This is a genomic window from Synechococcus sp. H70.2 (assembly GCF_047462275.1).
Classification (GTDB): domain Bacteria; phylum Cyanobacteriota; class Cyanobacteriia; order Thermostichales; family Thermostichaceae; genus Thermostichus.
In genome coordinates this window covers 424559-447018 of sequence record NZ_JANSIU010000001.1, presented here as the reverse complement: position 1 = coordinate 447018, position 22460 = coordinate 424559, and the positions used below count along the sequence as shown (strand labels likewise).

Annotated in this window: 23 protein-coding genes and 1 pseudogene; 9 read left to right on the top strand and 15 right to left on the bottom strand. The window is 61.9% G+C overall.

From position 1 onward, the window contains the following. Window positions 1-183 precede the first annotated feature (183 nt). From NW822_RS02150 to NW822_RS02135, 4 genes and pseudogenes are all read left to right on the top strand, one after another. Window positions 184-495 (top strand): annotated as a pseudogene (locus NW822_RS02150) (ribulose 1,5-bisphosphate carboxylase); the annotation flags it as partial. 19 nt (window positions 496-514) lie between these two features. Then, window positions 515-715 (top strand): hypothetical protein, encoded by a 201-nt coding sequence (locus tag NW822_RS02145; RefSeq protein ID WP_414403373.1) that lies wholly within the window; start codon window positions 515-517, stop codon window positions 713-715. A 134-nt stretch (window positions 716-849) separates the two neighbouring features. Beyond that, the gene (locus NW822_RS02140; RefSeq protein WP_414403352.1) at window positions 850-1818 is read left to right on the top strand and encodes a thylakoid membrane photosystem I accumulation factor; all 969 of its coding nucleotides are present in this window, start codon (window positions 850-852) and stop codon (window positions 1816-1818) included. Then, the gene (locus NW822_RS02135; protein ID WP_414361864.1) at window positions 1815-2099 is read left to right on the top strand and encodes a hypothetical protein; all 285 of its coding nucleotides are present in this window, start codon (window positions 1815-1817) and stop codon (window positions 2097-2099) included. The genes NW822_RS02140 and NW822_RS02135 overlap by 4 nt, the downstream gene beginning before the upstream one ends. A 20-nt stretch (window positions 2100-2119) precedes the next feature. Here NW822_RS02135 and mreD read toward each other — a convergent pair whose 3' ends face one another. The 3 genes from mreD to NW822_RS02120 all read right to left on the bottom strand — a co-directional run bounded on the left by mreD (window position 2120) and on the right by NW822_RS02120 (window position 4561). Beyond that, complete coding sequence (gene mreD / locus NW822_RS02130; protein ID WP_414361866.1) at window positions 2120-2719, bottom strand: rod shape-determining protein MreD; 600 nt, start codon at window positions 2717-2719, stop codon at window positions 2120-2122. Then, entirely contained in the window at window positions 2691-3395 is a 705-nt protein-coding gene (gene mreC / locus NW822_RS02125; protein ID WP_414403351.1) for a rod shape-determining protein MreC, read from the bottom strand. Before mreC ends, mreD begins: the two co-directional genes overlap by 29 nt. Before the next feature lie 137 nt (window positions 3396-3532). Further along, a complete protein-coding gene (locus NW822_RS02120; RefSeq protein WP_414403372.1) occupies window positions 3533-4561 on the bottom strand; it encodes a rod shape-determining protein in 1029 nt (342 codons plus the stop codon). A gap of 136 nt (window positions 4562-4697) precedes the next feature. On the opposite strand from NW822_RS02120, the gene NW822_RS02115 reads away from it, so the two are divergent. Further along, window positions 4698-5126 carry a VOC family protein gene (locus tag NW822_RS02115; RefSeq protein ID WP_414403350.1) on the top strand — a complete coding sequence of 143 codons (429 nt, stop codon included), beginning with the start codon at window positions 4698-4700 and terminating at the stop codon, window positions 5124-5126. Window positions 5127-5226: 100 nt separating this feature from the next. Here NW822_RS02115 and fba read toward each other — a convergent pair whose 3' ends face one another. After that, a complete protein-coding gene (gene fba / locus NW822_RS02110; protein ID WP_414393205.1) occupies window positions 5227-6306 on the bottom strand; it encodes a class II fructose-bisphosphate aldolase in 1080 nt (359 codons plus the stop codon). Window positions 6307-6602: 296 nt separating this feature from the next. Between fba and NW822_RS02105 the strand changes: the two genes are divergently transcribed. The 4 genes from NW822_RS02105 to NW822_RS02090 all read left to right on the top strand — a co-directional run bounded on the left by NW822_RS02105 (window position 6603) and on the right by NW822_RS02090 (window position 13195). Continuing rightward, window positions 6603-7199, top strand: a complete 597-nt coding sequence (locus NW822_RS02105) for a hypothetical protein (RefSeq protein WP_414403349.1) — start codon at window positions 6603-6605, stop codon at window positions 7197-7199. A 120-nt stretch (window positions 7200-7319) separates the two neighbouring features. Continuing rightward, entirely contained in the window at window positions 7320-9527 is a 2208-nt protein-coding gene (locus NW822_RS02100; protein ID WP_414403348.1) for a spermidine synthase, read from the top strand. A 53-nt stretch (window positions 9528-9580) separates the two neighbouring features. Further along, entirely contained in the window at window positions 9581-10201 is a 621-nt protein-coding gene (locus NW822_RS02095; protein ID WP_414361879.1) for an NADPH-dependent FMN reductase, read from the top strand. A 147-nt stretch (window positions 10202-10348) separates the two neighbouring features. Next, on the top strand, window positions 10349-13195 hold the full coding sequence (locus tag NW822_RS02090; protein ID WP_414403347.1) for a GAF domain-containing protein: 2847 nt from the start codon (window positions 10349-10351) through the stop codon (window positions 13193-13195). A 9-nt stretch (window positions 13196-13204) separates the two neighbouring features. Here the strand turns inward: NW822_RS02090 and NW822_RS02085 are convergent, their stop codons facing one another. The 11 genes from NW822_RS02085 to NW822_RS02035 form a co-directional block, all read right to left on the bottom strand. Beyond that, window positions 13205-14161, bottom strand: a complete 957-nt coding sequence (locus NW822_RS02085) for an energy-coupling factor transporter transmembrane component T family protein (protein WP_414403371.1) — start codon at window positions 14159-14161, stop codon at window positions 13205-13207. Window positions 14162-14207: 46 nt separating this feature from the next. Next, window positions 14208-16157, bottom strand: coding sequence for an SH3 domain-containing protein (locus NW822_RS02080; RefSeq protein ID WP_414403346.1), 1950 nt, complete (start codon window positions 16155-16157; stop codon window positions 14208-14210). A gap of 237 nt (window positions 16158-16394) precedes the next feature. Beyond that, window positions 16395-17282 (bottom strand): hypothetical protein, encoded by an 888-nt coding sequence (locus NW822_RS02075; RefSeq protein WP_414361886.1) that lies wholly within the window; start codon window positions 17280-17282, stop codon window positions 16395-16397. A 179-nt stretch (window positions 17283-17461) separates the two neighbouring features. Further along, the gene (locus tag NW822_RS02070; RefSeq protein ID WP_414403345.1) at window positions 17462-17983 is read right to left on the bottom strand and encodes a hypothetical protein; all 522 of its coding nucleotides are present in this window, start codon (window positions 17981-17983) and stop codon (window positions 17462-17464) included. 71 nt (window positions 17984-18054) lie between these two features. Next, window positions 18055-18753, bottom strand: coding sequence for an orotidine-5'-phosphate decarboxylase (gene pyrF / locus NW822_RS02065; RefSeq protein ID WP_414361890.1), 699 nt, complete (start codon window positions 18751-18753; stop codon window positions 18055-18057). Window positions 18754-18773: 20 nt separating this feature from the next. Then, entirely contained in the window at window positions 18774-19193 is a 420-nt protein-coding gene (locus NW822_RS02060) for a DUF6464 family protein (RefSeq protein ID WP_414361892.1), read from the bottom strand. Between the two features lie 57 nt (window positions 19194-19250). Beyond that, complete coding sequence (locus tag NW822_RS02055; protein ID WP_414361895.1) at window positions 19251-19589, bottom strand: hypothetical protein; 339 nt, start codon at window positions 19587-19589, stop codon at window positions 19251-19253. Next, complete coding sequence (gene pgeF, locus NW822_RS02050) at window positions 19589-20443, bottom strand: peptidoglycan editing factor PgeF (protein WP_414403344.1); 855 nt, start codon at window positions 20441-20443, stop codon at window positions 19589-19591. Before pgeF ends, NW822_RS02055 begins: the two co-directional genes overlap by 1 nt. Continuing rightward, window positions 20440-20847 carry a DUF3119 family protein gene (locus tag NW822_RS02045; protein WP_414361899.1) on the bottom strand — a complete coding sequence of 136 codons (408 nt, stop codon included), beginning with the start codon at window positions 20845-20847 and terminating at the stop codon, window positions 20440-20442. Before NW822_RS02045 ends, pgeF begins: the two co-directional genes overlap by 4 nt. Before the next feature lie 91 nt (window positions 20848-20938). Continuing rightward, window positions 20939-22174 carry a hypothetical protein gene (locus NW822_RS02040; RefSeq protein WP_414403343.1) on the bottom strand — a complete coding sequence of 412 codons (1236 nt, stop codon included), beginning with the start codon at window positions 22172-22174 and terminating at the stop codon, window positions 20939-20941. Between the two features lie 67 nt (window positions 22175-22241). Further along, window positions 22242-22442, bottom strand: coding sequence for a hypothetical protein (locus tag NW822_RS02035; RefSeq protein ID WP_414361903.1), 201 nt, complete (start codon window positions 22440-22442; stop codon window positions 22242-22244). Between the last annotated feature and the right edge of the window lie 18 nt (window positions 22443-22460).

Sequence of the window (22460 nt, the reverse complement as noted above, 5' to 3'; positions counted from 1 at the left end):
TGTTACAAAACCTAACCTCCCGCGCAATCCTCTGGCAACGCCCATGTGGGCACTCTTTCCCTTTGCCTATTTTCCCTGCCCCTGCCGCCCTCAGACAATTTCCGCAGGGGTCCGCTTATCTTGGGCATCCACGGGCGTAAGGGTGAGGGCAAGACCTTCCAATGCAACCTAATTTTCGAGCGCATGAAGGTCTATGCCGTTCATATCTCCGGCGGCGAGTTGGAAAGCCCCGATGCCGGCGATCCGGCTCGCATGATTCGCCTGCGCTACCGGGAGGCCGCCGAGCCCATCCGCAAATTTGGCCAGATGGCCGTGCTGATGATCAATGACCTGGATGCTGGTGCTGGCCGCCTGAACACCATGACCCAGTACACCGTCAACACGCAACTGGTCAGCGCCACCTTGATGAACATTGCCGACAACCCCACCAACGTGCAGCTTCCCGGCAGCTACGATCCCAAGCCCCTGCCGCGGGTGCCCATCATCGCCACCGGTAACGACTTTTCCACCCTCTATGCCCCCCTCATCCGCGATGGGCGCATGCGCAAGTTCTATTGGGAACCGCATTCACATTGTCCACGGCATTTTTCAGGCCGACGGGCTGTCGCTGGAGGAAGTCGAGCGCCTGGTGGACACTTTTCCCGAACAGGCCATCGACTTTTTCGGCGCCCTGCGCGCCCAACTTTACGACGAGCAGGTATGGAAGTCGGCCTAGAAGGGATTGCCTTTCGCCTGCTCAAAAGCAAAGAAGGCGCCCCCCACTTTCCGCCGCCGCGATGATCCAGGCCGGCCACCAGCTCAAAACCGAGCAACAACGGGTAGAAGCCCGCCGCCTCTCCGAAGAATACCTTGGCCTCAAGCGCTCCTCCTCCCAGGAGGCGCCCCCCGCTTCCCCGCCCCGCCATTCCCTCCTCCTGCGGCTGCTCACTCACTCGAGCCTGCCCCCGTTTCCCTCAGCCCAGACGTGCAGGCCCACATTCGGCGCAAGGATACGAGATCCAGGTGGAGCACGCGGATCCGCGCCGCTACCGGGTTCATTCCTGGCAGGAGTGTGGAGTTGCCCACCTAAAAGAATGGGCCGCTGCCTGTCAGGCTGTCGAGCAGTGCCTCAGCCGTTTTCCCAAGGACTACATCCGGCTGGTGGGCAAACAACGGCGGGTCGTCCATAACCCACCCCAAGTTGGAGAACGCGGCGGTGCCAAAGCAAAATGGCAGAATGAGAGAGCCCCTCTCTTGCCGTTGCCCGGCAATCTTCTCCGGATTATGCTGTTGTTGCGTCTTTTCCTGGTGGTCTTGTGCGTGGCTTTAACAGGCTGGTTGTCTCCTCCCGCCAGCGCCCTCCTCAACGACGACCGCTACGACGGCAACATCTTTGCCCTCTACGGCTCCAACGGCGGCATGGTTCCGCCGCGCGTCTCCCTCAAGCAGGCAAAAGAACAAGGGATCCCGGCCCTCCTCGTGTACTACATCGACGACAGCAGCGATTGCAAAAAGTACGCTGCCACCCTAGCCAGCCTGCAAGTTCGCTATGGCCGGGCAGTCTATTTCATTCCCTATTCTGTTGATTCCCTCCTGCCTGGGGACGAGCGCGGCCAGTACTACAGCGGCCGAGTTCCCCAAACCCTTCTTTTTGACTCCCAGGGCAAGCTTGTCTATCAGTCCATCGGCAACCGTCCCATCACGGAAGTGGAAAACGCCATCCGCGCTCTCTTCCACCTGGATCCTCTTCCCCCAGGGGTGATCCAAGCTAAGCCCTTCAACGAAATTCAGACCGGATTTTCTCGCTTGCCCGCCACTGCAGCTAAGCCACAGCCGTGACCGCTCCCCCCGCTTCCCCAGATCCGCTTGAGGATCTGCAAGCCAAGCTCCAGACCTTGCAAGCACGGCTAGCCGACCTGCGCGAGCTGGAGCGCCTGTCCCAGCTTTCCCCTGACCAATGGGCCGAGCTGCAGGCGGAAGTCAGCCAATTGGAACAACGCCTGCAAGCCTATCTACTAGAAGTGTTTAACCCCGTTCCCGCCACCTTTTGGCAGGTGGTGCGCTTTGGCGGCCTGGGCTTGCTCCTTGGCATTGCCCTGCAGCGCTGGGTACTGGGCTAGCCCGCCTCTTCCTTTGCAAGCTAGTGCAGCTCCCGCTCTTGGGATTGCCACCAACACTTGAGAGGCCAGTACAAAGCCGGTGCCCACAGGCTACTTAAAATGGCCGATGTAAGGACATTGCGTTGATGGTTCCACCAGATGCTCTCCAGGGAGCGGGGGCCAGTGCTCTCTGCCAAGGAGCTGGCCAATCCGTCCCCTCCAGCCCCCGCCGGCGCAAAGACACTTAGCCACATCCATTGCAGCGCCATTAGCGTTTCGGCAATCACCACCATGCCAAAGACAATCAGAGCTATGGAGATAAAGTCCTCTTGCACATAGCGCTGTTTCTGCAACCTGGCCGCGAGGATCCCAACCACGGCTAGCCCCAGAGCATGGGTAGGATAAGGGTTAGTGAGGGCGTCCTGCAGGAACCCTAGGGTGATCCCGGCAACAGCCCCCTGCCAAGCTTTGCGCCGCACACTCCAGCACACCACCCAAATCAAGGGCCAATCGGGAGTCAGGCCCGCCAGCTCTAAGCCCGGCCCCCGCCACCAAGGAGCCACCGCTGCCAACAGCCCCGATAGAACGGTAACCAGCCAGTTGAGGTAGGGCTTAAGATTGGGAAGCCGCAGGTTGAACATAGGGGTAGACCAAGGCCCATTCCAGAAAACCTAGCGGCGCCGATAGTTCAACTGTAGCCTGCGGAGCAGGGCTAGCATCCAAGTTAACGGCTCGAACCGTTCCCACGACAATCCCCGGTGGGTAGAGGCTGCTCAGGCCTGAGGTGACCACTACATCACCCACCTCTACTTGGGGATTCTTATCAAAGAAGTCCAAAATGGCCTCCTGGCTGCCCGTGCCCCGCAGGATTCCCATCTGCCGGCTGCGGCTTAGCATCACCCCAACTCGACTGGTGGGATCGCTAATAAGCAGCACGCGACTGCTGTTAGGGGTTACCGCCTCAACCCGCCCAATCAATCCTCCTGGCGCCACAACCACGTCCCCTACCTTGACCCCTTGCTGGCTGCCGCGGTCAAGAGTCAGCTGCTGCCACCAGTGATCGGCACTGCGGCCCACCACCGCCGCTGGGATCCTCACCTGGGGGGGTCCTTGCTGAGCAAGCTGCAGCAGTCGCCTTAGCTCGCGGTTTTGGTGCTGCAGCTCGACTATTAGGGCCTGCAGCTCACGGCTAGCAGCCTGCCTGAGCACCTCCTCGGGATCTACCGCTGGACGGGCCAGGGCCGTAAGCCGAGTGTACAATTCCACCAACAGAGATCCCTTCGTTTGGCGCAGGCCTAGGGCCGCCCCTATGGCCAAAGCAGACAGGAGCAGCCCCCAACCCTTGCGCCTCCACCATTGGCGTAGCTGACCCAAGCTTTACCCCTCTCGAGCCTCGACTCCCACCCACCGTAGACCTGACGGAGGGCTGCCAGCAGGGATCCCCAGGAACCCTGCTAGGCTTTGAAACTAGCGCTCAACACTCGGCCCAAGGTTTTGAAGTCCTCCAAAACTCTCCCTGTGCCAAGCACCACGCAACTGAGGGGATCTGGGGCAACGTGAACCATGATCCCGGTTTCGTGGCTAATGAGAGCGTCCAGACCCTTGAGCAGGGCTCCGCCTCCAGCCAGCATGATGCCACGGTCAATGATGTCAGCGGCCAACTCCGGCGGCGTGCGCTCCAGGGTACGCTTGATGGCCTCTACAATGACCGAGAGGGGCTCGGCCATGCTCTCGCGGATCTCAGTGCTTTTTACCGTCACGGTACGCGGCAGGCCAGAGAGAAGATGCAGCCCCCGCACTTCCATGCTCAGTTCTTCTTGGGTGGGGTAGGCAGAGCCAATTTGAATTTTGATCTCTTCAGCGGTGCGCTCTCCAATGGTGAGGTTGTGGACTTTTTTCATGTACTGAATGATGGCTTCGCTTAGCTCATCTCCTGCCACGCGCACCGATTCGCTCAGCACGATCCCCTGCAGACTGAGGACAGCCACCTCGGTCGTGCCGCCGCCAATGTCGACAATCATGTTTCCTACGGGCTCCTGCACCGGTAGGCCCGCTCCAATTGCCGCTGCCACCGGCTCATCCACCAAGTACACTTCCCGCGACCCTGCTTGCAGAGCCGCCTCCATTACCGCCCGCCGCTCCACGCCAGTCACCCCACTGGGGATCCCAATGACAATGCGCGGCGCAATCAAGTAATGGCCTCCGTGCACCCGCTGGATGAAGTGCTTGAGCATCATCTCTGCCGTGTCAAAGTCGGCTATCACGCCGTCCCGCAGGGGGCGCACAGCAATGATGTTGCTGGGGGTGCGGCCCAGCATCTTTTTGGCCTCTTCCCCCACTGCCAGCAGCTGCTTGGTGTTTTGGTCAATGGCCACCACCGAGGGCTCTTGCAGGACAATGCCACGCCCGGCCACGTAGACCAGCGTGTTGGCTGTGCCCAAATCAATGCCCATGTCACGGGAAAAGCGGCTAAGTAGCCCCAGCACGGTAGGTTGCTCCGGTTGCTTTGTGAAGAAGCAGCACGTCTTGCTACCTACTATATCCAATCCTAGAAGAGAATCTCCTCCAGACCCTGGGGAGAAGCCAAACTGCAACTAGGAGCAAGAGGAGCCAGTTGCTATGGAGATCGCCGCAGCTTTGCTCAGTTTGGCCACCCCCAACTTACCTCGCTTGTTGCACTTTTATCAAGCCCTCCTGGGGAGCCCACCCCAGCTCCAGATTCCCCCTCAGGGAGAGCCCGTGTATGTGGAGTTTCGACTGCCAGGACTGCGACTGGGCCTCTACCACGACCGGAAGCTAGAGTTAGCAGCCCAAGGGGGGGCAGCCAGCCTCTGTCTGCAGGTGCAAGATCTTACTGGATACCTGGGATCCCTCGCGGCCTTGTTGGCCGAGCACCAGATTTCCCCCTCCCCTCTGCGCCAGGCTTTTCACGGCCAAGAGGTGGAGTTGCGGGATCCCGATGGCAATCGCATCGTGCTGCACCAGCCTTCGGCCCCTTTCTGGGAGGCACTGGCCTTAAGCCCCGTCCAACAAGACTCCCTATCCTAGGATCAGGGATCAGGTAGCGCCTGCAGGGAGTCTAGCCTCTGGTGGAAAATAGCCCCCCTCCGCAAGAGGGGGGAGCTATGAGGAGCCCAGCAACTGCTTCCTAGACTACGGCGGTCTTCTTCACCTGAGCCGACAGAGCGCCGGAGGCGTACTTAGCCGCCATCTCGTCCAAGGTAACGACGGGAATTTTGGTGCCGTGGCCAGCGCAGCCGAAGGCAATGTAGCGCTCAGCGCATACTTTCTGCATTTCCTTGATGGAAGGTTTGAGGAAAGAGCGGGGATCAAAGTCTTTCGGATTCTCGGCCAGGGCGCGGCGTACTGCAGCCGTAATGGCCAGGCGGTTGTCGGTGTCGATGTTAATTTTGCGCACCCCGTTTTTGATGGCTCGCTGGATTTCTTCGATGGGCACACCGTAGGTTTCGGGAATGGAGCCGCCGTACTGGTTAATGATGTCAATGAGTTCTTTGGGGACCGAGGAGGAGCCGTGCATCACCAGGTGGGTATTCGGCAGACGGCGGTGAATTTCAGCAATGCGATCGATGTCCAGAATGTCCCCTGTGGGCCGGCGGGAGAACTTGTAAGCGCCATGGCTGGTGCCGATGGCTACAGCCAGCGCATCCACCTGGGTTTGCTCGACAAAGTCCACCGCCTGATCCGGGTCGGTGAGCAGTTGGTCACGGCTGAGGGCCCCTTCGGCGCCGTGGCCGTCTTCCGCCTCACCGCGGCCCGTCTCCAGGGATCCCAGGCAGCCCAGTTCCCCTTCCACCGTCACGCCAACAGCGTGGGCCACCTTCACCACCTCAGCGGTGACTGCTACGTTGTACTCGTAGCTAGCCGGGGTTTTCGCATCTTCTTTGAGGGAGCCATCCATCATCACACTGGTGAAGCCGTTGCGGATGGCAGAGTAGCAGGTGGCGGGGCTGTTGCCGTGGTCTTGGTGCATGGCCACGGGGATGTGAGGATAGGTTTCCACCGCCGCCAGGATTAGGTGGCGCAAAAAGTGCTCGCCCGCATACTTGCGCGCCCCTCGAGAGGCTTGCAGGATGACCGGACTGTTGGTTTCATGGGCAGCTTGCATGATTGCTTGGATCTGCTCCATGTTGTTGACGTTGAAAGCTGGAATGCCGTAGTCGTGCTCAGCGGCATGATCCAGCAAGATCCGCATGGGAACAAGAGCCATCGCTTACCTCCTGAGGTGGTGACTGGATGCGTTTGAGGTTCACTTACTGTTAATCCTAAGGTATCTTCTACATTTTGCGGGACAGGATCCTAAGATTTGGGGATCTTGCTGCAGAATCCCTGCTCCCCTTGGCTCCAATGTCCACGCTTAAACGCAGCAGGCAGGCTGAGAGCTCCAGATACACTAGGAGTACTTTGTTTGTCCGGAGGCCTGAGAAAGTGCACCGCAAGCTGTGGCCGGTCTGGGGCGCCAAGCAAAGCCAAGATCGCTCCAGAGGGGAGGGAAGGAGACGGCGTTTGGCTCAAGGGATAGGCTGGGCCATAACCTGCTGGTCAGTGGGCCTTTCCGCCGCAGCTTGGGGGATCCCTGGGCAAGCACCAAATCAGGTGGCTGCCTGGATAAAAGACAACCCGGTGCTGCGGCCCCGTCCGGGCGAGACGCTCAGCATCCACCGGGTGGAGCCGGATGGATCCCGGTTTACCTTTTTGGCCTCGGTGGCTCCCCCGGGACGGATCATCAACCCGCTGGATCGGGAGACCATTCGCTCGGAACGGATGACCTTTTTCCGCCCGCAAGGGCTAACGGCAGAAGATCTCTTTCGGGCCATTCGCGAGGTCTATGGACCGGAGATTGCCACCGATTTGGACCAGGCAGTGGAGGTCATCCGCTACCCGGCTCCTGGAGCCCTGGCGGGTAATCCCGGCTACAGCCTTGCCTTGGCTACCCAAGGCGTGGTGCTGCGGGGAAAGCAATTGGTGTATTGGCTGGAGCTGACCCAAAACCCCGATGGCCGCGTGCAGCAAGGTCAGGTGTGGGTGTTCCAAGAAGAATGGCTTCCTAAGGTGGAAGGGGAGTTGGCCGAGCGCTTTCCCCTACAGGTGAGGAGCCGCTGAGCTGGCCCTCAGGCAGACGGAGGTTTGCGGCTGCCAGGATCCGCCTCTGAATTCAGCGGCAGCCACGTTGCCTAGGAGGGCTAGGCCATACTGACAGCCAGGGGGTAGGGGGGCACGGCTGTGGTTTTGCTGGTTGGCCTCACGTTGTTCGGCAGCGCTTTCTGCCTTTTTTGGGGACAGTTGTTGCTGGGCAAGTTGCTGCTGCCCCTGTGGGGGGGATCCCCACTGGTGTGGAATACCTGCCTGGTCTTTTTCCAGCTTGCTTTGCTGCTGGGCTACCTGTGGGCAGACCGGCTGGGGCGAGGGCTCGCTCCCGGCCTGGGCCTGCTGCTGCACGGGGGCCTCTTGCTGGTGGGGCTGAAGTTTTTGTCCTTTGAGTTCGGGATCCCTGGCCAATGGGAAGGGGCCTCCCCCTCCCTAGCCCTTTTGGCGGACTTGACGGCGAGGGTGGGAGTGCCGCTGGTTCTTCTGTCGGGGACGACGCCGTTGCTGCAGCGGGCGCTGGGAGGGGTGAAAAGGGATCCCTACCAGCTCTACGTGGCCAGCAATGCTGGCAGCCTAGCGGGGCTTCTGGGCTATCCGCTGCTTTTGGAGCCACGGTTGTCTTTGTCAGGACAAACCCACCTGTGGACGGGGGCCTACGCCCTAGTAGCGGCGCTGGTGCTGCTGGGTGGGGTGGGGCTGCTCCTGCAAGGGCGGGGGGTGGCTTTCCTACGACCCGCTCCTGCTCCAGGGGATCCCAGGGACGTCGGCAGGACGGAGATCTGGCCCCTCTGCTGGCGGGAGGGTTGCCGCTGGGCCGGCTGGGCCTTTTTGCCGGCGGGTCTGTTGGTGTCAGTCACCACCCTCTTGACCACCGAGGTGGCGGCGGTGCCCTTGCTGTGGGCTCTCCCCCTGAGCATTTATCTGGTGACCTTTATGCTGGCCTTCGGCGGCCTCCACCCCAACGAGTTGGCTTTGGGGACAACGGCTCTGCTGGCCTGTGGGGCAGTGGGGGCACAGGTCTTGGGCTGGGTGAGGCCTTGGTTTTGGGTGTTGCCGCTGCACCTAGGGGCTTTTGCCCTGGTGAGCTGGGCCTGCCATAGCCAGTTGGTTCGCTGTCGCCCGCCGGCTCAGCAGTTGACGCAGTTTTACCTGTGGCTGGCCTTGGGGGGGAGCTTAGGAGGGCTGTTTGCCGCTTTGCTGGCGCCGCAGGTGTTTGAGTCGGTGCTGGAGTATCCGCTTCTCTTGGGCCTAGCACTGGCAGCCTTGGCAGCTCAGGGGGGACGGTTGGGCCTAGGGCTGGGGCTGGGGTTGCTCCTGCCCCTATTGCTGTTGCGCTTTCATCTCCAGGGGCTCCTTCACGCTGGCGCAGCCGTAGGCCTGGGCCTGGGCTGGGCACTGCTGGCCCTGTTGGGAGAAAGCAAGAGGGGATGGCGGTACCGCCTAGGAGTAACCACGGGGTTGGTTTTGCTGCTGGGACAGCCTTGGCTACCGCCGGGGCTGCAGGTGGTAGCCAGCGAGCGCAGTGTCTTTGGCCTTCACCGCCTTGTGGAATACCACACCGAGGCGGGCTCCTTCCGCAGCCTGCTCCACGGCACCACCCTGCACGGCAGCCAAAACCTAGATCCCCAGAAAGCGCTGGAGCCGCTCACCTATTTTTCCCGCCAGGGGCCGGTGGGTCAGGTGTTCCAGCAGTGGCGGGCGCAGCCTCGCTCTTCTCCAGCCCAGGTTGCGGTGTTGGGGCTGGGGATCGGCACCTTGGCCGCCTATGCCGAGCCGGGAGAGGAGTGGACGTTCTTTGAGCTGGATCCCACCGTGGCCGACTGGGCAGGCCGCTACTTTGCCTATCTCAATAGGACCAGCCGGCGGGCGCAGGTGCGGGTGATCTTGGGCGATGCCCGCCTCCGTCTGCAAGGGATCCCAGAGGGCAGCTATGACCTGCTGGTGATGGATGCCTTCAGCTCTGACGCTGTGCCGGTGCATCTGCTCACCCAGGAGGCGTTAACCCTCTACCTCAGCAAGCTCAAGCCTCAGGGCTGGCTGCTTTTTAACATCACCAACCGCCACCTGGACTTGGCCCCTGTGTTGGCTGGCCTGGCCGGATCCCTGCGGCTCCAGGCTTGGCAGCGGGTCCACCGGGATCTCTCCCCTGACCAGCGACAAGCGGGGCTGGCCCCCTCCCACTGGGTGCTGATGGCCAAAAACCCTGCCGCCCCGCCGGGCTGGCAGCCCCTGCTGCCCCAACCCGGAGATCCGCTCTGGCGAGATGATTTTTCCAACCTGTTGCAGGTGATCCGCTGGCCCCAGATCCCCACTCCGGAGCAAGAATCTCCAATGCGGAATTAGTATGAGTTAAGATTGTTTGAAACGCAACTAATTTCTCCTCAGGAGCTCAACCCATGTCTTCCTCAACTCTAAAAGCCCTGCCTGTCGCTTCTCAAGCCACCATGACTGCAGCCTCCGCGGCTTGCTTCGTGGCCATTGGTGGCAGCCTACGGCCTAACTCCCTGACCTATCGAACGCTAGAGGTGGTGCGGGCCGAGTTTGAGAAGTTGGGGATCCCGTTGCACCTCCTCGATCTGCGGCAGATGAAGTTGCCCTTTGCCGATGGTTCTGAATCCTACCCGGACTACCCCGATGTGGAGGTCCTGCGGGCCACGATGAAGCAGGCCGATGGGATTATCCTGGCCAGCCCCGAGTACCACGGCGGCATCAGCGGCAGCTTGAAGAATGCCCTGGATCTGTTGAGCTTTGAGCATTTGGAGGGCAAGGTCTTCGGACTCATCAGTGTCTTGGGCGGCGAGAGCAACAGCAACACCCTCAACCAAATGCGCCTGATTGTGCGCTGGGTGCATGGCTGGGCGATCCCGGAGCAGATTGCCATTGGGCGGGCTTGGAGCGCCTTCGATGAGCAGGGCAACCTCAAAGACGAAAACCTACGCCAGCGCTTGCAGCGCTTTGTGCAGAGCATGGTAACCAACACGGCCAAATTGCGCGGGATCCCGGCTCCCCTTTCCTAAAAAGGCGCTAGGCTCTCTAGCAGCCTCCGTTTTAGCGGCTCCCCCTTTTACTCTTGCAGGGGAAAGGGGTTGGCGCCCAAGCAACGGCATGGCTAAGGTGAGCCAAGCGGAAGCTGCGGCAAAAATCTGCATCACCAAAGTCGGGCCATGGTTCAACCTGCTTCCCCCTACTCCTCAACTGGAGCTGGGGCAATCTCCCCCCTAGTTACCCTGCAGGTAACCCTGCAGCGGATGCGGGAGCAGAGGGATGCCAATGCCTTGATTCAGCTCACGCTGGAGTATGTTAAGGCGGTGTTTGGGGCGCCGCTCATTTGGCTAGCCCTCTACGACTATGCCAATCACCAGTTGGTGGGCCAAGGGGGGGTAACCCTGCGGGAAGAGGATCAAGCGCTCTTGCGAGCTCTGTATCCCCTGCAGCCGGGGGAGATCCTGGAGCAGGTGGTGATCGAACAGCGGCCCATCAGTGTGGCCGATCTCTCCCAGGAGCCGCGCATGGGCCGTTGGCAGCAGGAAGCCAAGCGCCTGGGCGGGATCCAAGGCTGCTTCATCTACCCCTTCTCAGCAGTAGGGCGGCGGCGCTGCCTAGGGATCCTGATGCTGGGATCCCAACTGTGGGGCGTTACTATCCACGAGGAGGAAAAGGCGCTGCTGGGGATTGTGCTGGGGCAGTTGGCCGCCTCTTTGCAGGAGCTGGAAAACGCCTGGAAACTCCAGGCTGAAAAGCGCGTGCAAGAGTCGCTCCTGAAGTTGGGGGCGGCGATGAGTCAGGCAGGATCCCTGCAAGAGCGGGTCAGCCTGGTTACGCAGGAGCTGCAGTCTTGCCTAGGCGCTGTTCACATCCAGGTGTACTGGCACGAGCACAGCCAGGGGTGCTTCGTTCCCCATGGAAGTGCCTCTAGGCCCACCCCCCCTGCCAAAGGGACCAAAGCTGGGGGGATCCCGACTGGAGAGGGCGGCCTTGCGCTGCGGGAGTTGGGAAACATGTACTACACCCTTGCCGCAGGCCAGGTGGTGGTGGGCGGCCTGGGGACAACCCGCTCCGAGATCCCTCTCAAGCTAATGCAGCAGTGGCGAGCCCAAGCCGCCCTGGCAGCCCCCATCCTCCTGCAAAAGGATTTGCTGGGGTTTATCTGGGTGCAATCGGAGGTGCCCCGCACCTGGCAAGCCCCCGAGCGCCAGTTGGTGGCTGCTGCTGCCCAGGGGCTGGCCTTAGCCGCCCCCCTGGAAAATCTGGATCGCCGCATTCGCCAGTTGGCCGACGACGGGGAGTTTGTGCAGCAGGTGGGCCGTTCGCTTCACAATCCGGCGGAGCTGCCGCAGGCTCTCCAGCAAGCGGTGGTTGGCCTGGGCCAGCGTCTGCAAGCCGGTGCGGTGGCCCTCCTGACGGTAGATCCCGATAGGCCAAGCCCCCGCCTCTTCTCCGAGTACCGCCGCGAGGGCAAGCAGGCTCTGCCGCCGCAGCTTAGCCCGCTGAGTGAGCAAGACTGGCAGGAGCTGCTGCGCAGCGACGTGGTGGTGGCGGAAAACTACGACCAGGATCTGCGCCTCCTCTCCTGGCGGCAAGACCTGGCCCCTTTGGGGGTGCGCTCCCTCCTGCTAACTCATACCGGCAGCAGCGGCACTGCCACCCCCGAAGGGCTGATCCTAGTGCTCCACCCGCGGCCAAGGGCTTGGAGCCGAGAAGAACGGCAACTGCTGCGCGGGACTGCCCAACAAGTGGGATTGCTCCTGCAACAACTTCGCTCTCAGCAACGGCAGGAACGGCAAGAGCACTTGCTCAGCACCCTGATTACTGCTTGCCTAACTTTGCAAAACCTGGCAACCCCTGCTGCTCTCTACGCCACCACCGCCCAACAGGCGGCCCAGCTCCTCCGGATCCCTTTGGCGCTGGTGGTCAGTTGGCAGCCGGGGGAGAGCCGGGCCTGCTTGCAGCCGCCCTTTGCCGCCGCCCCTGAGTTCTGCCCCAGCGGCCCCACGGAGATCACTCGGCAGGATCCCTTGCTGGCTGCTGCGCTGCGGGCAAGAGGGCCCCTCCAGCTTGCCCAGGAACAGATCCCGGCTGCCAGCCGCGCCTGGCTCAATTCCGCGGGCCTGGGCTCCTGGCTGCTGGTGCCCTTGGGGGAGACGGATCCCTCGCTGCCGGAGCCCCTAGGGGTTTTGATCCTGGGAGCAGAGGCGGACAGAGTCTGGGAGGCGGAGGAGCAGGCGGCTGTGACGTTAATTGCCCAAACCTGTGGCTGGACGCTGCGGCGCCTGCTTTGGGTGCAAACTTTGCAGGAGCGGCAGGAGGTGCTCAGCGAGTTGAACTGGTACAAGCACCGCCGCCTGCTGGATATGCAAAATACCCTGCTGGACGGCCTGCGCCGCCTTGGCCAGGTGCCGGACATCCCGGGAGAGGAGGCCAGCCGCTGGCAAAAGGTAGTGGAAATTGCCAGAGGACTGCAGGAGCTGGCCGGCTCTACCAGTCCATTGTTGCAGGCAGAAACCTGGCAGGTGCAGCCGCAGTTCCAGTCGCTGTCTTTGGCTACCTTGGTGCGCAAAAGCTTGCGCCGAGTGGAGGGCCTGACCCAAAAACGCAAGCTGTGGCTACGCGCCCACGGGGAGCTGAGCCTCACCATTCAGGGCGATGCCGGACGATTGGAGATGATCCTCTGGGAGGTGCTGCTGGCTGCTGCCTTGCGCAGCCCGGAAGGAGGCCGGCTGGATCTGTGGGGCCAAGCCACAGAGGGCTATGCAGAGCTGCTGGTGGTGGATCAGGGCCACTTTGATCCCTACCTGCTGGCAGCCCTGCAAGGGGATCCCCAGCAGGTTATCTACGCGGATCCCTTGTTCCAATCACCGCTTTCGGTCAGCCCCGGCTTGGAGCTGAGCCTCTGCCAGCGGATAGTGCAGAGGCTAGGGGGGCAGCTCTCCTTCTACGTGTCCTCCGATGGGCGCTCTGTTTCCCAGCTGTTCCTGCCAATGGCTAGCGGGGAGCTCCACCCCCCTTCCTAGCGCCACTTCTTAGGGTGACAAAGCTCTCAGCAGCCAGAAGAAAGGCAGGAGGGCCAGCGCTGCACAATCCAGCCACTGGAGCTGCAGGCGGTGCCAGCGCAGAGGATGGTCGGGACCAGTTAGCCCGCGAGCTTGCATAGCCGCCGCCATCTCCTCCGCCCGCAGGAGCAGGTTTTCAAAAAAGCGCTCCACCAGGGCCAGCAGGGTTTGGATCCCGCCCCGGAAGCTGAGGGATCGCCAGCGCACATCGCGAGTGCGCACCGCCCGCACCAAGTTCTGGACTTCCTCCATCACCAGCGGCAGAAAGCGGAGGGCCAAGGTAAGGGTGAGAATCACCTCCGCAACCGGCCAGCCCCAGCGCTTTAAAGGCTGTAACAGTTGGCCGATCCCTGCCGTAATCTCCTCGGGGGCAGTGGTCAGCAAGAACAAATTGGTGGCATAGAGCAGGGTAAAGATGAGGGTACCCAGCCGCAGGGCCACGGAGAGGGAACGCCGCGAGACTTGAAAAGTTCGCCCCAGCAGGGTAACCTGCAGCAAGCGGTAACGGTAGGCAGTTGACCAGGCACGGGTTTGGCGCTGCCAGGCCCGTTTGGCTGCTGCCCTCTCCCCCCCCTCCAGGGCAGGGCTGGCGAGGAGCCCGTAGCCTACCACTTGCGCGTCCTGCCGCTGGGGCTGAGGGAAGACCCCTAAGCCATCGGGGGCGAAGCTGGTGATCCCAAAAGCCAGCAGGCTAAGGGCCAACACCAGCGAGAGCTGGCCCGACCAGACCCGGCGCGGCAGACGGGCTGCTACCGTCAAGAGCAGGAGAACTGCCACAACGGCCAGGCGCCAGCCATTGCTGGCCAAAATTGGGCTGAGGAGAAAGCTAAGCAACCAAGCCAACTTCACGCGTGGATCAAGACGGTGCAGCCAGGTGCGCGGCTCTTCCAAGTAGATCCCCAGCGGGGCATTGCGTAGAATATCCACCACAGGAAAGCGGGAAACAAGCGGGGCAAGGCCAATAGCAGAAAAGTTAGAGTCGCTCTACCAAGCGAGTTGAGCCGGATTGAGCAGCAATCCACCCTCCTGGTGCCCCCTCTCGCTCGATGCGCAACCAGACAGGCACCTGTCCTTCGCCAGCCTGCACCTCTACCACCCGCAGCAGAGCTTGGCGCGGGGCGGCCCCAACAATAGCCCCGGTTAGGCTAGGCTGCTGGCGAATGTTAATGCCCTCCTTGGCAATCACCCGCACCTGTTGCACACCCCGCCACTCGGCTAGAGGGCCGGTCAATTCAGGCTCAGGCGTGGGTTCCGGCTGGCCCGGATTGTCGATGGCAACCGGTGGCTGCTCCAGTTGTACCTGGGGCTGTTCCAGGGGCGGCGGGGGAGTGAACAGGCCGCGCAGCATCTGCCAGATGACGAAGAGGGAAAGGATGACCCCACCAGCCACGGCCGCCAAGCGGAGGTTGAGGAAAGGGGCAGGATCCTCAGTCCGGCTGCGTCTTGAACCCAAGTGGCTGCGGTGGTAACGCTCCCCCTCCTGCAACCCCCTCTTGTGGATCTGAAGGCTCCCTTCTGCAAGGAGAGAACTGGCTGCCTCCTCACTCCCCCAGCGGGTAGATCCCTCGGACAGGCGCGACGGCTTGGGGAAATCTCCCTGCTGGAAGGGAGCAGGTGGGGGAAGCCATTCCTGAACCTTAGCACCCCCGGCAGCAGGCACTTGGGACAGAGGGAGAGCAGGAGGTGGAGACAACCGACCCGCTGGCAAGCTCTCGCGGCTGGGCATCTCCTCTAGGTAAGCCTGCACCTGAGGGTTGTCAAAGTAGGCTTTGAGGCTGGCCTGGGTAGTGTTCAGGGCGTAAAACTCCGGGAATACCTCCTCCTGGAACCACTTTTCCGTAAAGCGACAGAGGCCCGGCAACAGATCAGGGGATCCAGTGGAGTGCTCCTCAATAAACTGAAGGGCTTCGGTTTCCTGACTGGCGCGCAGATGGCTAAGGGCTTCCTCAGTTTGCCCTAACAACAAGCTGCAGATAGCTTGCTCCAGGTGCACATCTTGCCGCTGGGCTAGGCGGACCAGGTAGCCGCGCGCCCGCCGCACTAAGGCTGGCCGTTTCTCCAAGTAGCCTGCGGTCAGCAGCACCTGCGCAGCTAGGTAGGACGCTACCAAGGAGGGGCGCTCTGCCTCTTGCTCAAATAGCTCCTGCTGTTCTTGCAGGGTGAGGTAGCGGCGCACTCGCTGGATGAAGCGTAGGAAATCTTCCGTACTCAGGCCGGAGCCATCCTGTCCACTTCCCTCGATGCCACCCCGCTCGTCAAGCATGGCTTTGAGAAGGGCCAGCCCCTGCTGCCGTGCCAAGGCAGGATCTGCAAGCGCTCCTTTGCCCGTTGGGGCTGAAGCAGAAGCATTGGGGTCAAGGAGCTGCAAAATGCGGTAGGGGCGCAGCTTGCCCAGATCGATGCGGAGCTCTGCCTGCAGCTGGGGAAAGGCCCGACATTCCTCCAGTTCTGCCAAGCCTGTCTGCAAAGAATGCGCTGCTTCCTCGTAGGCTCCCTGTCGCCAGGCCTCCCGGCCCAGCTCCAAACGGGCCACCGCCCGCCCTAAAATGGCATCGGAACGGGCGGGGTGGCCTTGCTCGAGCATTTGCTGAGCCAAGCTTAAAACCGCTGGGTACTCTCCAGCTTCACAGCCCAGGCACAGCACTCCCGGCAGAAGGGCCTCGTCCACCGTTAGGGTGGGATGCGCTAGGTTCAGGTGCTCATCGTAGCTACGCCGGGCCTCGGGGTTGAGCAGGACGGAGGCAGCCTCCTGAATCAGCTGGGCCCGAGCCTCCAAAGCCTGCGGTGAGAACCCCAGCAGCCAAGAATGTTCGCTTGACTTGAGCTCGCGGCGCTCCTGGTAAGCCTGTTCGACCTGATGCTCGTCGGCCCGTGGCGACAGCATCAAGATTCGGTAATAGTCGAGGGGCACCCGCACCGTCATAATCTCTTTTTGTTCTCCTCTTTGCCTCAGCGGGGCGGCGTCTTTGGACACCTGAGCCGCATTGACCTTAACTGTAGTCCTTTTCTTGACAAAAGGGATCCCCCTGGAAGCGCTAGGGCAAGGGGCTAGGGACCCAACTTGAAGCACCACCTCGCGCAGCCCCTCAGCGCTCTAGTTGCCTAGGCCAGCTAGACAGAAAAGGTCCTTGATAGGGGCCGAGGGGAGAGCAAGCCAGCCCTAGGTCAGGGCTTGCCACGATAACAGGAACGAACTAACCAAAAGCAGGGATCCCAACAGCCGCCGCCAGCCCCCATAGGGAATTTCCGCCAAGACACCGCCAGCGCTCAGGCAGAGGAAGGGCAGGGCCACTAGGCCCCAGCGGGCGCTTTGTTGCAAGAGGTACAGCGGCAGATCCCCCACCTCCCAAAGCCAAGCCGCCAGCAGGCCCATCCAGAGGACGTGACCCAAGCCGGCCAGGCTGAGCAAAGCTTGTTGGCGTTCTTCCCAGGGCCAGCCCAGCCGCACCAAGGCCAGCCCCAGGGGCAACATCAAGGTAGCCAGAGCAGGTAGGCCCCTCGGGCTGGTGAGCGCAGCAGTAGAGAGGGTTTCTGATCCCGGGAAGCCAGCGGCAAGCCGCTCGACTTGCCCAAGCCAGGAGAGGCCCATCACCAACAGCAGCAAGGTTGGCCCCCGCCATCGCCGCTGCGTCCGCTCCTGGCTACTCCACAGCGCCGCCCAGAGCAAGGCCAAGGGCCAAACGCGGTAGCTTAGAGCACAGGCCAGCGCCAGCCCCTCCCAGCGCAGGCGGGATCCCGGCCTAATGCCGCTGCTGCCTAGGAGGACCAGCAGGGCCAAAATCTCGCTACTTGGCTCCAACCCCTGGGTCAGCACCCAGGGGCTAAGCCCCCACAGGCCAGCGCTCCAGAAATTACCCCACCTCCAACACCACAGCAGGATAGCCAGACAGGCCAGGGCCGACACGGTTGCCAGCAGTTCCTGCCGCGGGATCCCGATTTTTTGCAGCAGCCAAGGCAAAAGTCCGTCTGCCAGCCAGTGGTAGAGAGGAAGTTCTGGAGGAGCAGGGGATCCCTCAGAGTTACTGGCAGGCAAAACGCGCCACCACACTGCCTGAACTGGCCCTTCTAAAAGGCGAAGCCGCTGCCCCAAAAGCAGTCCTATTCCCCCGCACAGTAAGCAGGGGCCCATCCAACTCCAATTGGCCGGATGCCGGCGCCGACGATTGCCTGCCGTGGGAGCAGGACGGAGCAGCCGTTTGCCCTGAGGAGGCATGGCAGGAGGAAACCTCACGGAGAAGAGGATCTAGTCAACTCTAGATCGCCGGCTAAGGGACACCCAGACTGCTGCCAACGGCGGATGGCTTGGGCCGTAAGCCCGTGGGTAACATCGCGGATGGGCATCCCGGCTCCAGTTACTTGTAGGCGCACCAGCTGCCAGGGATCCCCTGGTCTAGCCCGCAACACATAGGCCTCATAGGCCAGTTGCAGGGTTTCGCTGCGCCGCCCCGCCAGAGGGTTGTCCTGCCGTGGTGGCTGCTGGGGCAGAACCAAGCGGCGCTCCAGCGTAGTGAAATAGAGGCGAAAGCCCTGAAGAGGAGAGGGGCTATCCGCCAACTCCTCGGCAGCAAAAGACTCCACCTGCGGCTGGCCCACCAACACCACCTGAAACTCGGAGCGGGAGCGGCTTAGGGCCAAAGTGAGGAACAAAGGCAACTGCGCCGTCAGCGCCTGGGCCCAACTTTGGGGATCGGCGGCACAGACTGCTCCCCTGGCTGGCGCAGCAGCTAGGCTGGACAACCCCCAAACCACCGCTAAACCTACGCCCCGCCCTCCTTGAGCAGCTCTTTTCCCCCGCTTGCTTCCCCCCACTTCCACTCCCCTCAGCCAGCCGTCTCCACCAGCACTTGGAAGCGTTGCCAGGCGGCTAGGGGATCGGCAGCTGCCGTGATGGGGCGACCCACCACCAAATAGTCTGCCCCTGCCCGCAGAGCTGCTGCCGGGGTGCAGACCCGCCGCTGGTCGTCTCCCACCTCTGGCTCTCCGAGGCGGATCCCTGGAGTTACCAGCAGAACTGCTTGCCCCAGCGCCTGGCGCAGCCGCCCTACTTCTTGGGGGGAACAGACCAGCCCAGTTAGGCCCTGCTCCATGGCCAGCTGGGCCAACTGCAACACATAGTCGCCGGGATCCCGCTCAATGCCCAGCTCCTGCCGCACCTGGTCAGGGCCAAGGCTGGTTAAAAGGGTAACTGCCAACAGGCGACAGGAACTGCCCTGGGCAGCAGCTGCGGCTGAGCGCAGCATGGCGCTGCCGCCGGCGGCATGGACACTGAGGAAATCCACGCCCTGCTTGACTACCACCTCAACTGTCCGCCCCACCGTGTGGGGAATATCGTGCAGCTTGAGATCCAAGAAAATGCGCTTGCCCTGCTCCTTAAGGCTTTGCAGGATTGGAGGACCAACCGCCGTAAACAGCTCCAGCCCCACCTTCCACCACTGCACCTGGGGTAAGCGCTCCACCCACTCGAGAGCCTGTTGGAGAGAGGAGGTATCTAGGGCAACAATAAGGCGGCTATCCTGCATACCCACAGCTCCCAGCCTAGCTAACGCGGAGGGCTCTCCTCCCGCCGCTCGTAGTGGGGACAGCCTTGGCAGGGACCATAGGGGTTGACGGCACAGCGCAGCTGCGGGGAAAGGGCGTTGTAGCGACAGGTGGGATCCCCAATCCAGCCAGGTGGCGAAGTGATATAGGTATAGACAACTATGCCCCCAAACCCCAAGGGGCTGATGAAAAAGCGGCTGGTGCTAAAAGACTGCCCCCCGGCAGGGTTAAACGCTTCCTCTGGGGCCTCCGGCTCGGGCTCCAGCCGCCAAAAGGTTTCCCACTGCCTAAGGGTTTGCTCAAAGGGTGTGGCCAGGTGTTCTCCCAGCTCCCTCAGGGCAGCTTCAAAAGCAGCAAGGCTTGCCTCTGCCGCCTGGGTAAAGGCCGCCACCCATTCCTCCAAGAGCTTCTCAAAATCCATGCAGCCGCAACCTCAGGTCTTCCCTTAAATACCTTACCGCTTGCCTTGGCGATACCGCTAACTTCCCCCCTGGCAAACCGCCTCCACCAACTCTTGGGTTACCAAAGGAAACAGCTCCGCCAGTTCTTCGGTAGAGAGGTGACCAGGGCAGACGTTGGTGCGGATGTGCCACTCCGCCCACATCTGGGCTGAGGGAGCGGTGGGATCCTGGCCTTCCTCTAGAGGTGCACCCTTCATCGGCCTCGGAGCCAAGCCCCGTCCCGACCCAAGGTTAAGTTGCCGTACGCTGTCGCGGTTGATGCCTGTCAAAGAGGTTTGGGCATAGGCTTCGCCGGCCCAGGCAAGCGATAGAGACAAAGCCATCCAAGCCAGTCCCCAAAAGGCAGCACGGTACATCACGGGATCCCTGCTGTGGTGGAGGGTTGAAGGCAATTATAGGGGCTGTCTTTGGCAGCCAGCCCCTTGCCCAAAGCCGCCTTCGGCAGCCCAATTCCCGACCACTGCACGCAGCGACGGCCCTCTTTTTCTAGGGATCCCTCGCGGCGATAGGAAAAGAAGTCCTGGGGCTGGCCAAAGGTGCAGTGGGGACTGATGGCAATGTTCTCGGGCGGGATCCCTTGCGCTTGGGCCTGGGCAGAGTTGACCCAGCGCAGATCCAGGCGAACTTTGCCAGGGAGGGGATCGGGCCAAAGGGCAAGCTGTGGATCCACCCCTGCAGGCAGCGTCTGCAGCACCTGGTCAGCCACTGCTTGGGAAACCTGGTAGGCTGGTCCAGAAATGGCTGGCCCTAAGGCAATGCGGATCTCCTCCGCAGGGATCCCCCCCTGGAGAAAGACCTGGAGCACCTTAGGCAGGATGCCTGCGGCCGTCCCCCTCCAGCCGGCGTGAACTGCTGCCACCCACTGGCGGCTGGCAACCAAAATCGGCACACAGTCGGCAGTGCCAACCCAGGCAGAGTCTTCTGGGCAGCGGGCAATGACGGCATCGGTTGCAGGACGCTGAACCTCGCCTTCTGTCTTCTCTGCCCGGATCCTGGTGAGGGTATCGGCCCACCTCCACTGGCAGCCGTGAACCTGGCGGCCCCAAGCCGCCCGTTCGGGGATCAACTGCAGTTGCTCAGCCAGTTCAGCCGGTTGATAGAAAGAGTGGCGCCGGCAGCCAAAGGCATGCGGCCAGTCTGCTAAAAGCTGACACTGCAGCCAACGCCACCCCCCTTTTTCTTGCCAAATCCAGCCGTTAGAACCGCTCATCGGCCCGCCGCGCGAAAAGAGGATCTCTGGGCGTGCAGATGTCCTACGTGCTCCTCTAGGCAAAGCCGCAGCTCAACGGGGTTAAAGAGCATGGGTAGAAAATGGATGCCTCGGCTTTCCCGGAAGAAAAAAAGAACAGGGACAGGTCGCCAGAAAATCTGCCAATCCTGCCACTCGCTGTAGGGGAACTCGCGAATGCGCTGGGAGCCGCTATAGACTTGCAGGGCCCTGCGGGTAAAGGCCAGCCCAATGAGACAGGTCTGCACTAGCAAAAACAGGCCAAACAGACCCATCGCCAGCCCTACCCAAAAGGAAAGCCAAAATAGCGGCCCTGCCAAAACCAACACTGCCAGGCTGAGGCGAAAGTCAGGGGTCAACAAGTGGGCAGAGTAAGGTTTGATCACGCCTTGCTTCTCCTTTGGATCCCAGGCCTATTCTACGCCGCTGCCACTTCCCTTCCCAACCGGGCTTTTTCCATGGCTTGGGGAGAGCCACCTAGTCTCCAAAGAGTTTGATGGCTGGCGGCCTGGGATCAAAAACCCCGCTGGGATCTACCCGCGGGCGCTCCACCCCTTGCAGGGGCGAGAGAGGGCGACCGGTGTCGAACTGAAAGAGATAGATGGGCAACTGGCCGTCGCCCAGAGGCAAAAAGGCCAAGATATCAATCTGGGTGAGGGCATTGCGGCTGGCCGGTCGGGTGAGGTTAAAGGCGGCGATGCGGTCTTCCAAGGGGGTCTCTGCGGCGGTGCGTCTGCCCAGGCCAATGCTAAATTGCTGATTTCCCTGCTCGTCCACTCCCAAAACCTGGACCTCTCCCAGCTCCAGTTGGGGACTGCTCCCCGGCAGGCCGGCCACCACTGGCGGTGCATCCAGCGGCGGCTGGGAGGGCAAAAAGCGCAACTGCACCCCCTCCGGCAGAAGGCGATAGTCCTGGTAGTCGTGCCGGATGGCAAGGGATCCCCTGAACACGCGGCGGGTCAGGCCCTCCAGCGTCCAAAACCCATAGCCCACATTGATGCGGCTGCTCTCCGGCAGCCAGTAACGGGTGCCTCCCTGGGGAGCAGGCACTGCCGTAAACCCCATGAGGACATAGGCCTGCCCCCACACCCCTGACAAAAACAAGAGCACCTGCCGCGGCAGCCCTGACTCCGGCTCCAGCCACAGCTCCCGCAGCTGGCCCTCCTGCAGGGGCTCTAGGCGCAAGTGCTGGACAGGGGATCCCGCCAGATCCGCCCGTTCTGAGGAGACGACGCGGTAGCGGCTGGGATCAGCCTCTAGCTCAAAACTTACCGAGGGCAGGAGCGCTTCGGGCCGGCTCACGTACACCGAATACAGCTTGAGCAGGTCCGATTGGTTCACCACCTCCAGTTGCCGCGAATCCAACAGGCGAATGCGATCCCCTTCGGCTACCCACGCCTGCCAACTGCCATCACGGCGGCGGAGCACATCCAGGGTGGCTGTGAAAGTTTGGGATCCCTCCACCCGCACCTGCTGGCGGTACTGCAAGTTGGGCAGAGGCGGCAATTGCTTCAGGGCAGCGTTGTAGCGCCCTAGCCAAACTTGGGGATCCAGCTCGGCGCTTGGGGAAGAAGCGGGATCCAACTGGGCCAAGGCCGGATCTGCCGCCTGTAGGGCAACCAGCCCCGTTAGCAGGAACACCACCCCGACGAGATAGCCCCCGCGGGATCCCCGCCGTCGCCACCCTCTCAGTTTGGACTGTCTGGGCGACATTAGCTTACCTCGGCTTGCCCTGCTAAATTGAGAGGCTCCCCAGCAGGGATCCCTCCTGCCCGGACGCCTACTCGATGGAAATAGACTGGGGGCCTTGGGTGGGGGCGGGTGAATCCTCCACCCTCAAGCCCTGGGACTCCAGCCAACTGCGCAGCGGATCTTGCTTGATATCCAAGCCCAGCAGGCCGCTCAGGAAGCCCCCGCAGAAGACAACGGGGTTGCTCAAAAAGGCCTTCCAGACCTCGTTGTTGGTGAACATAGCCAACATGCCAAACCCTTCCCTATC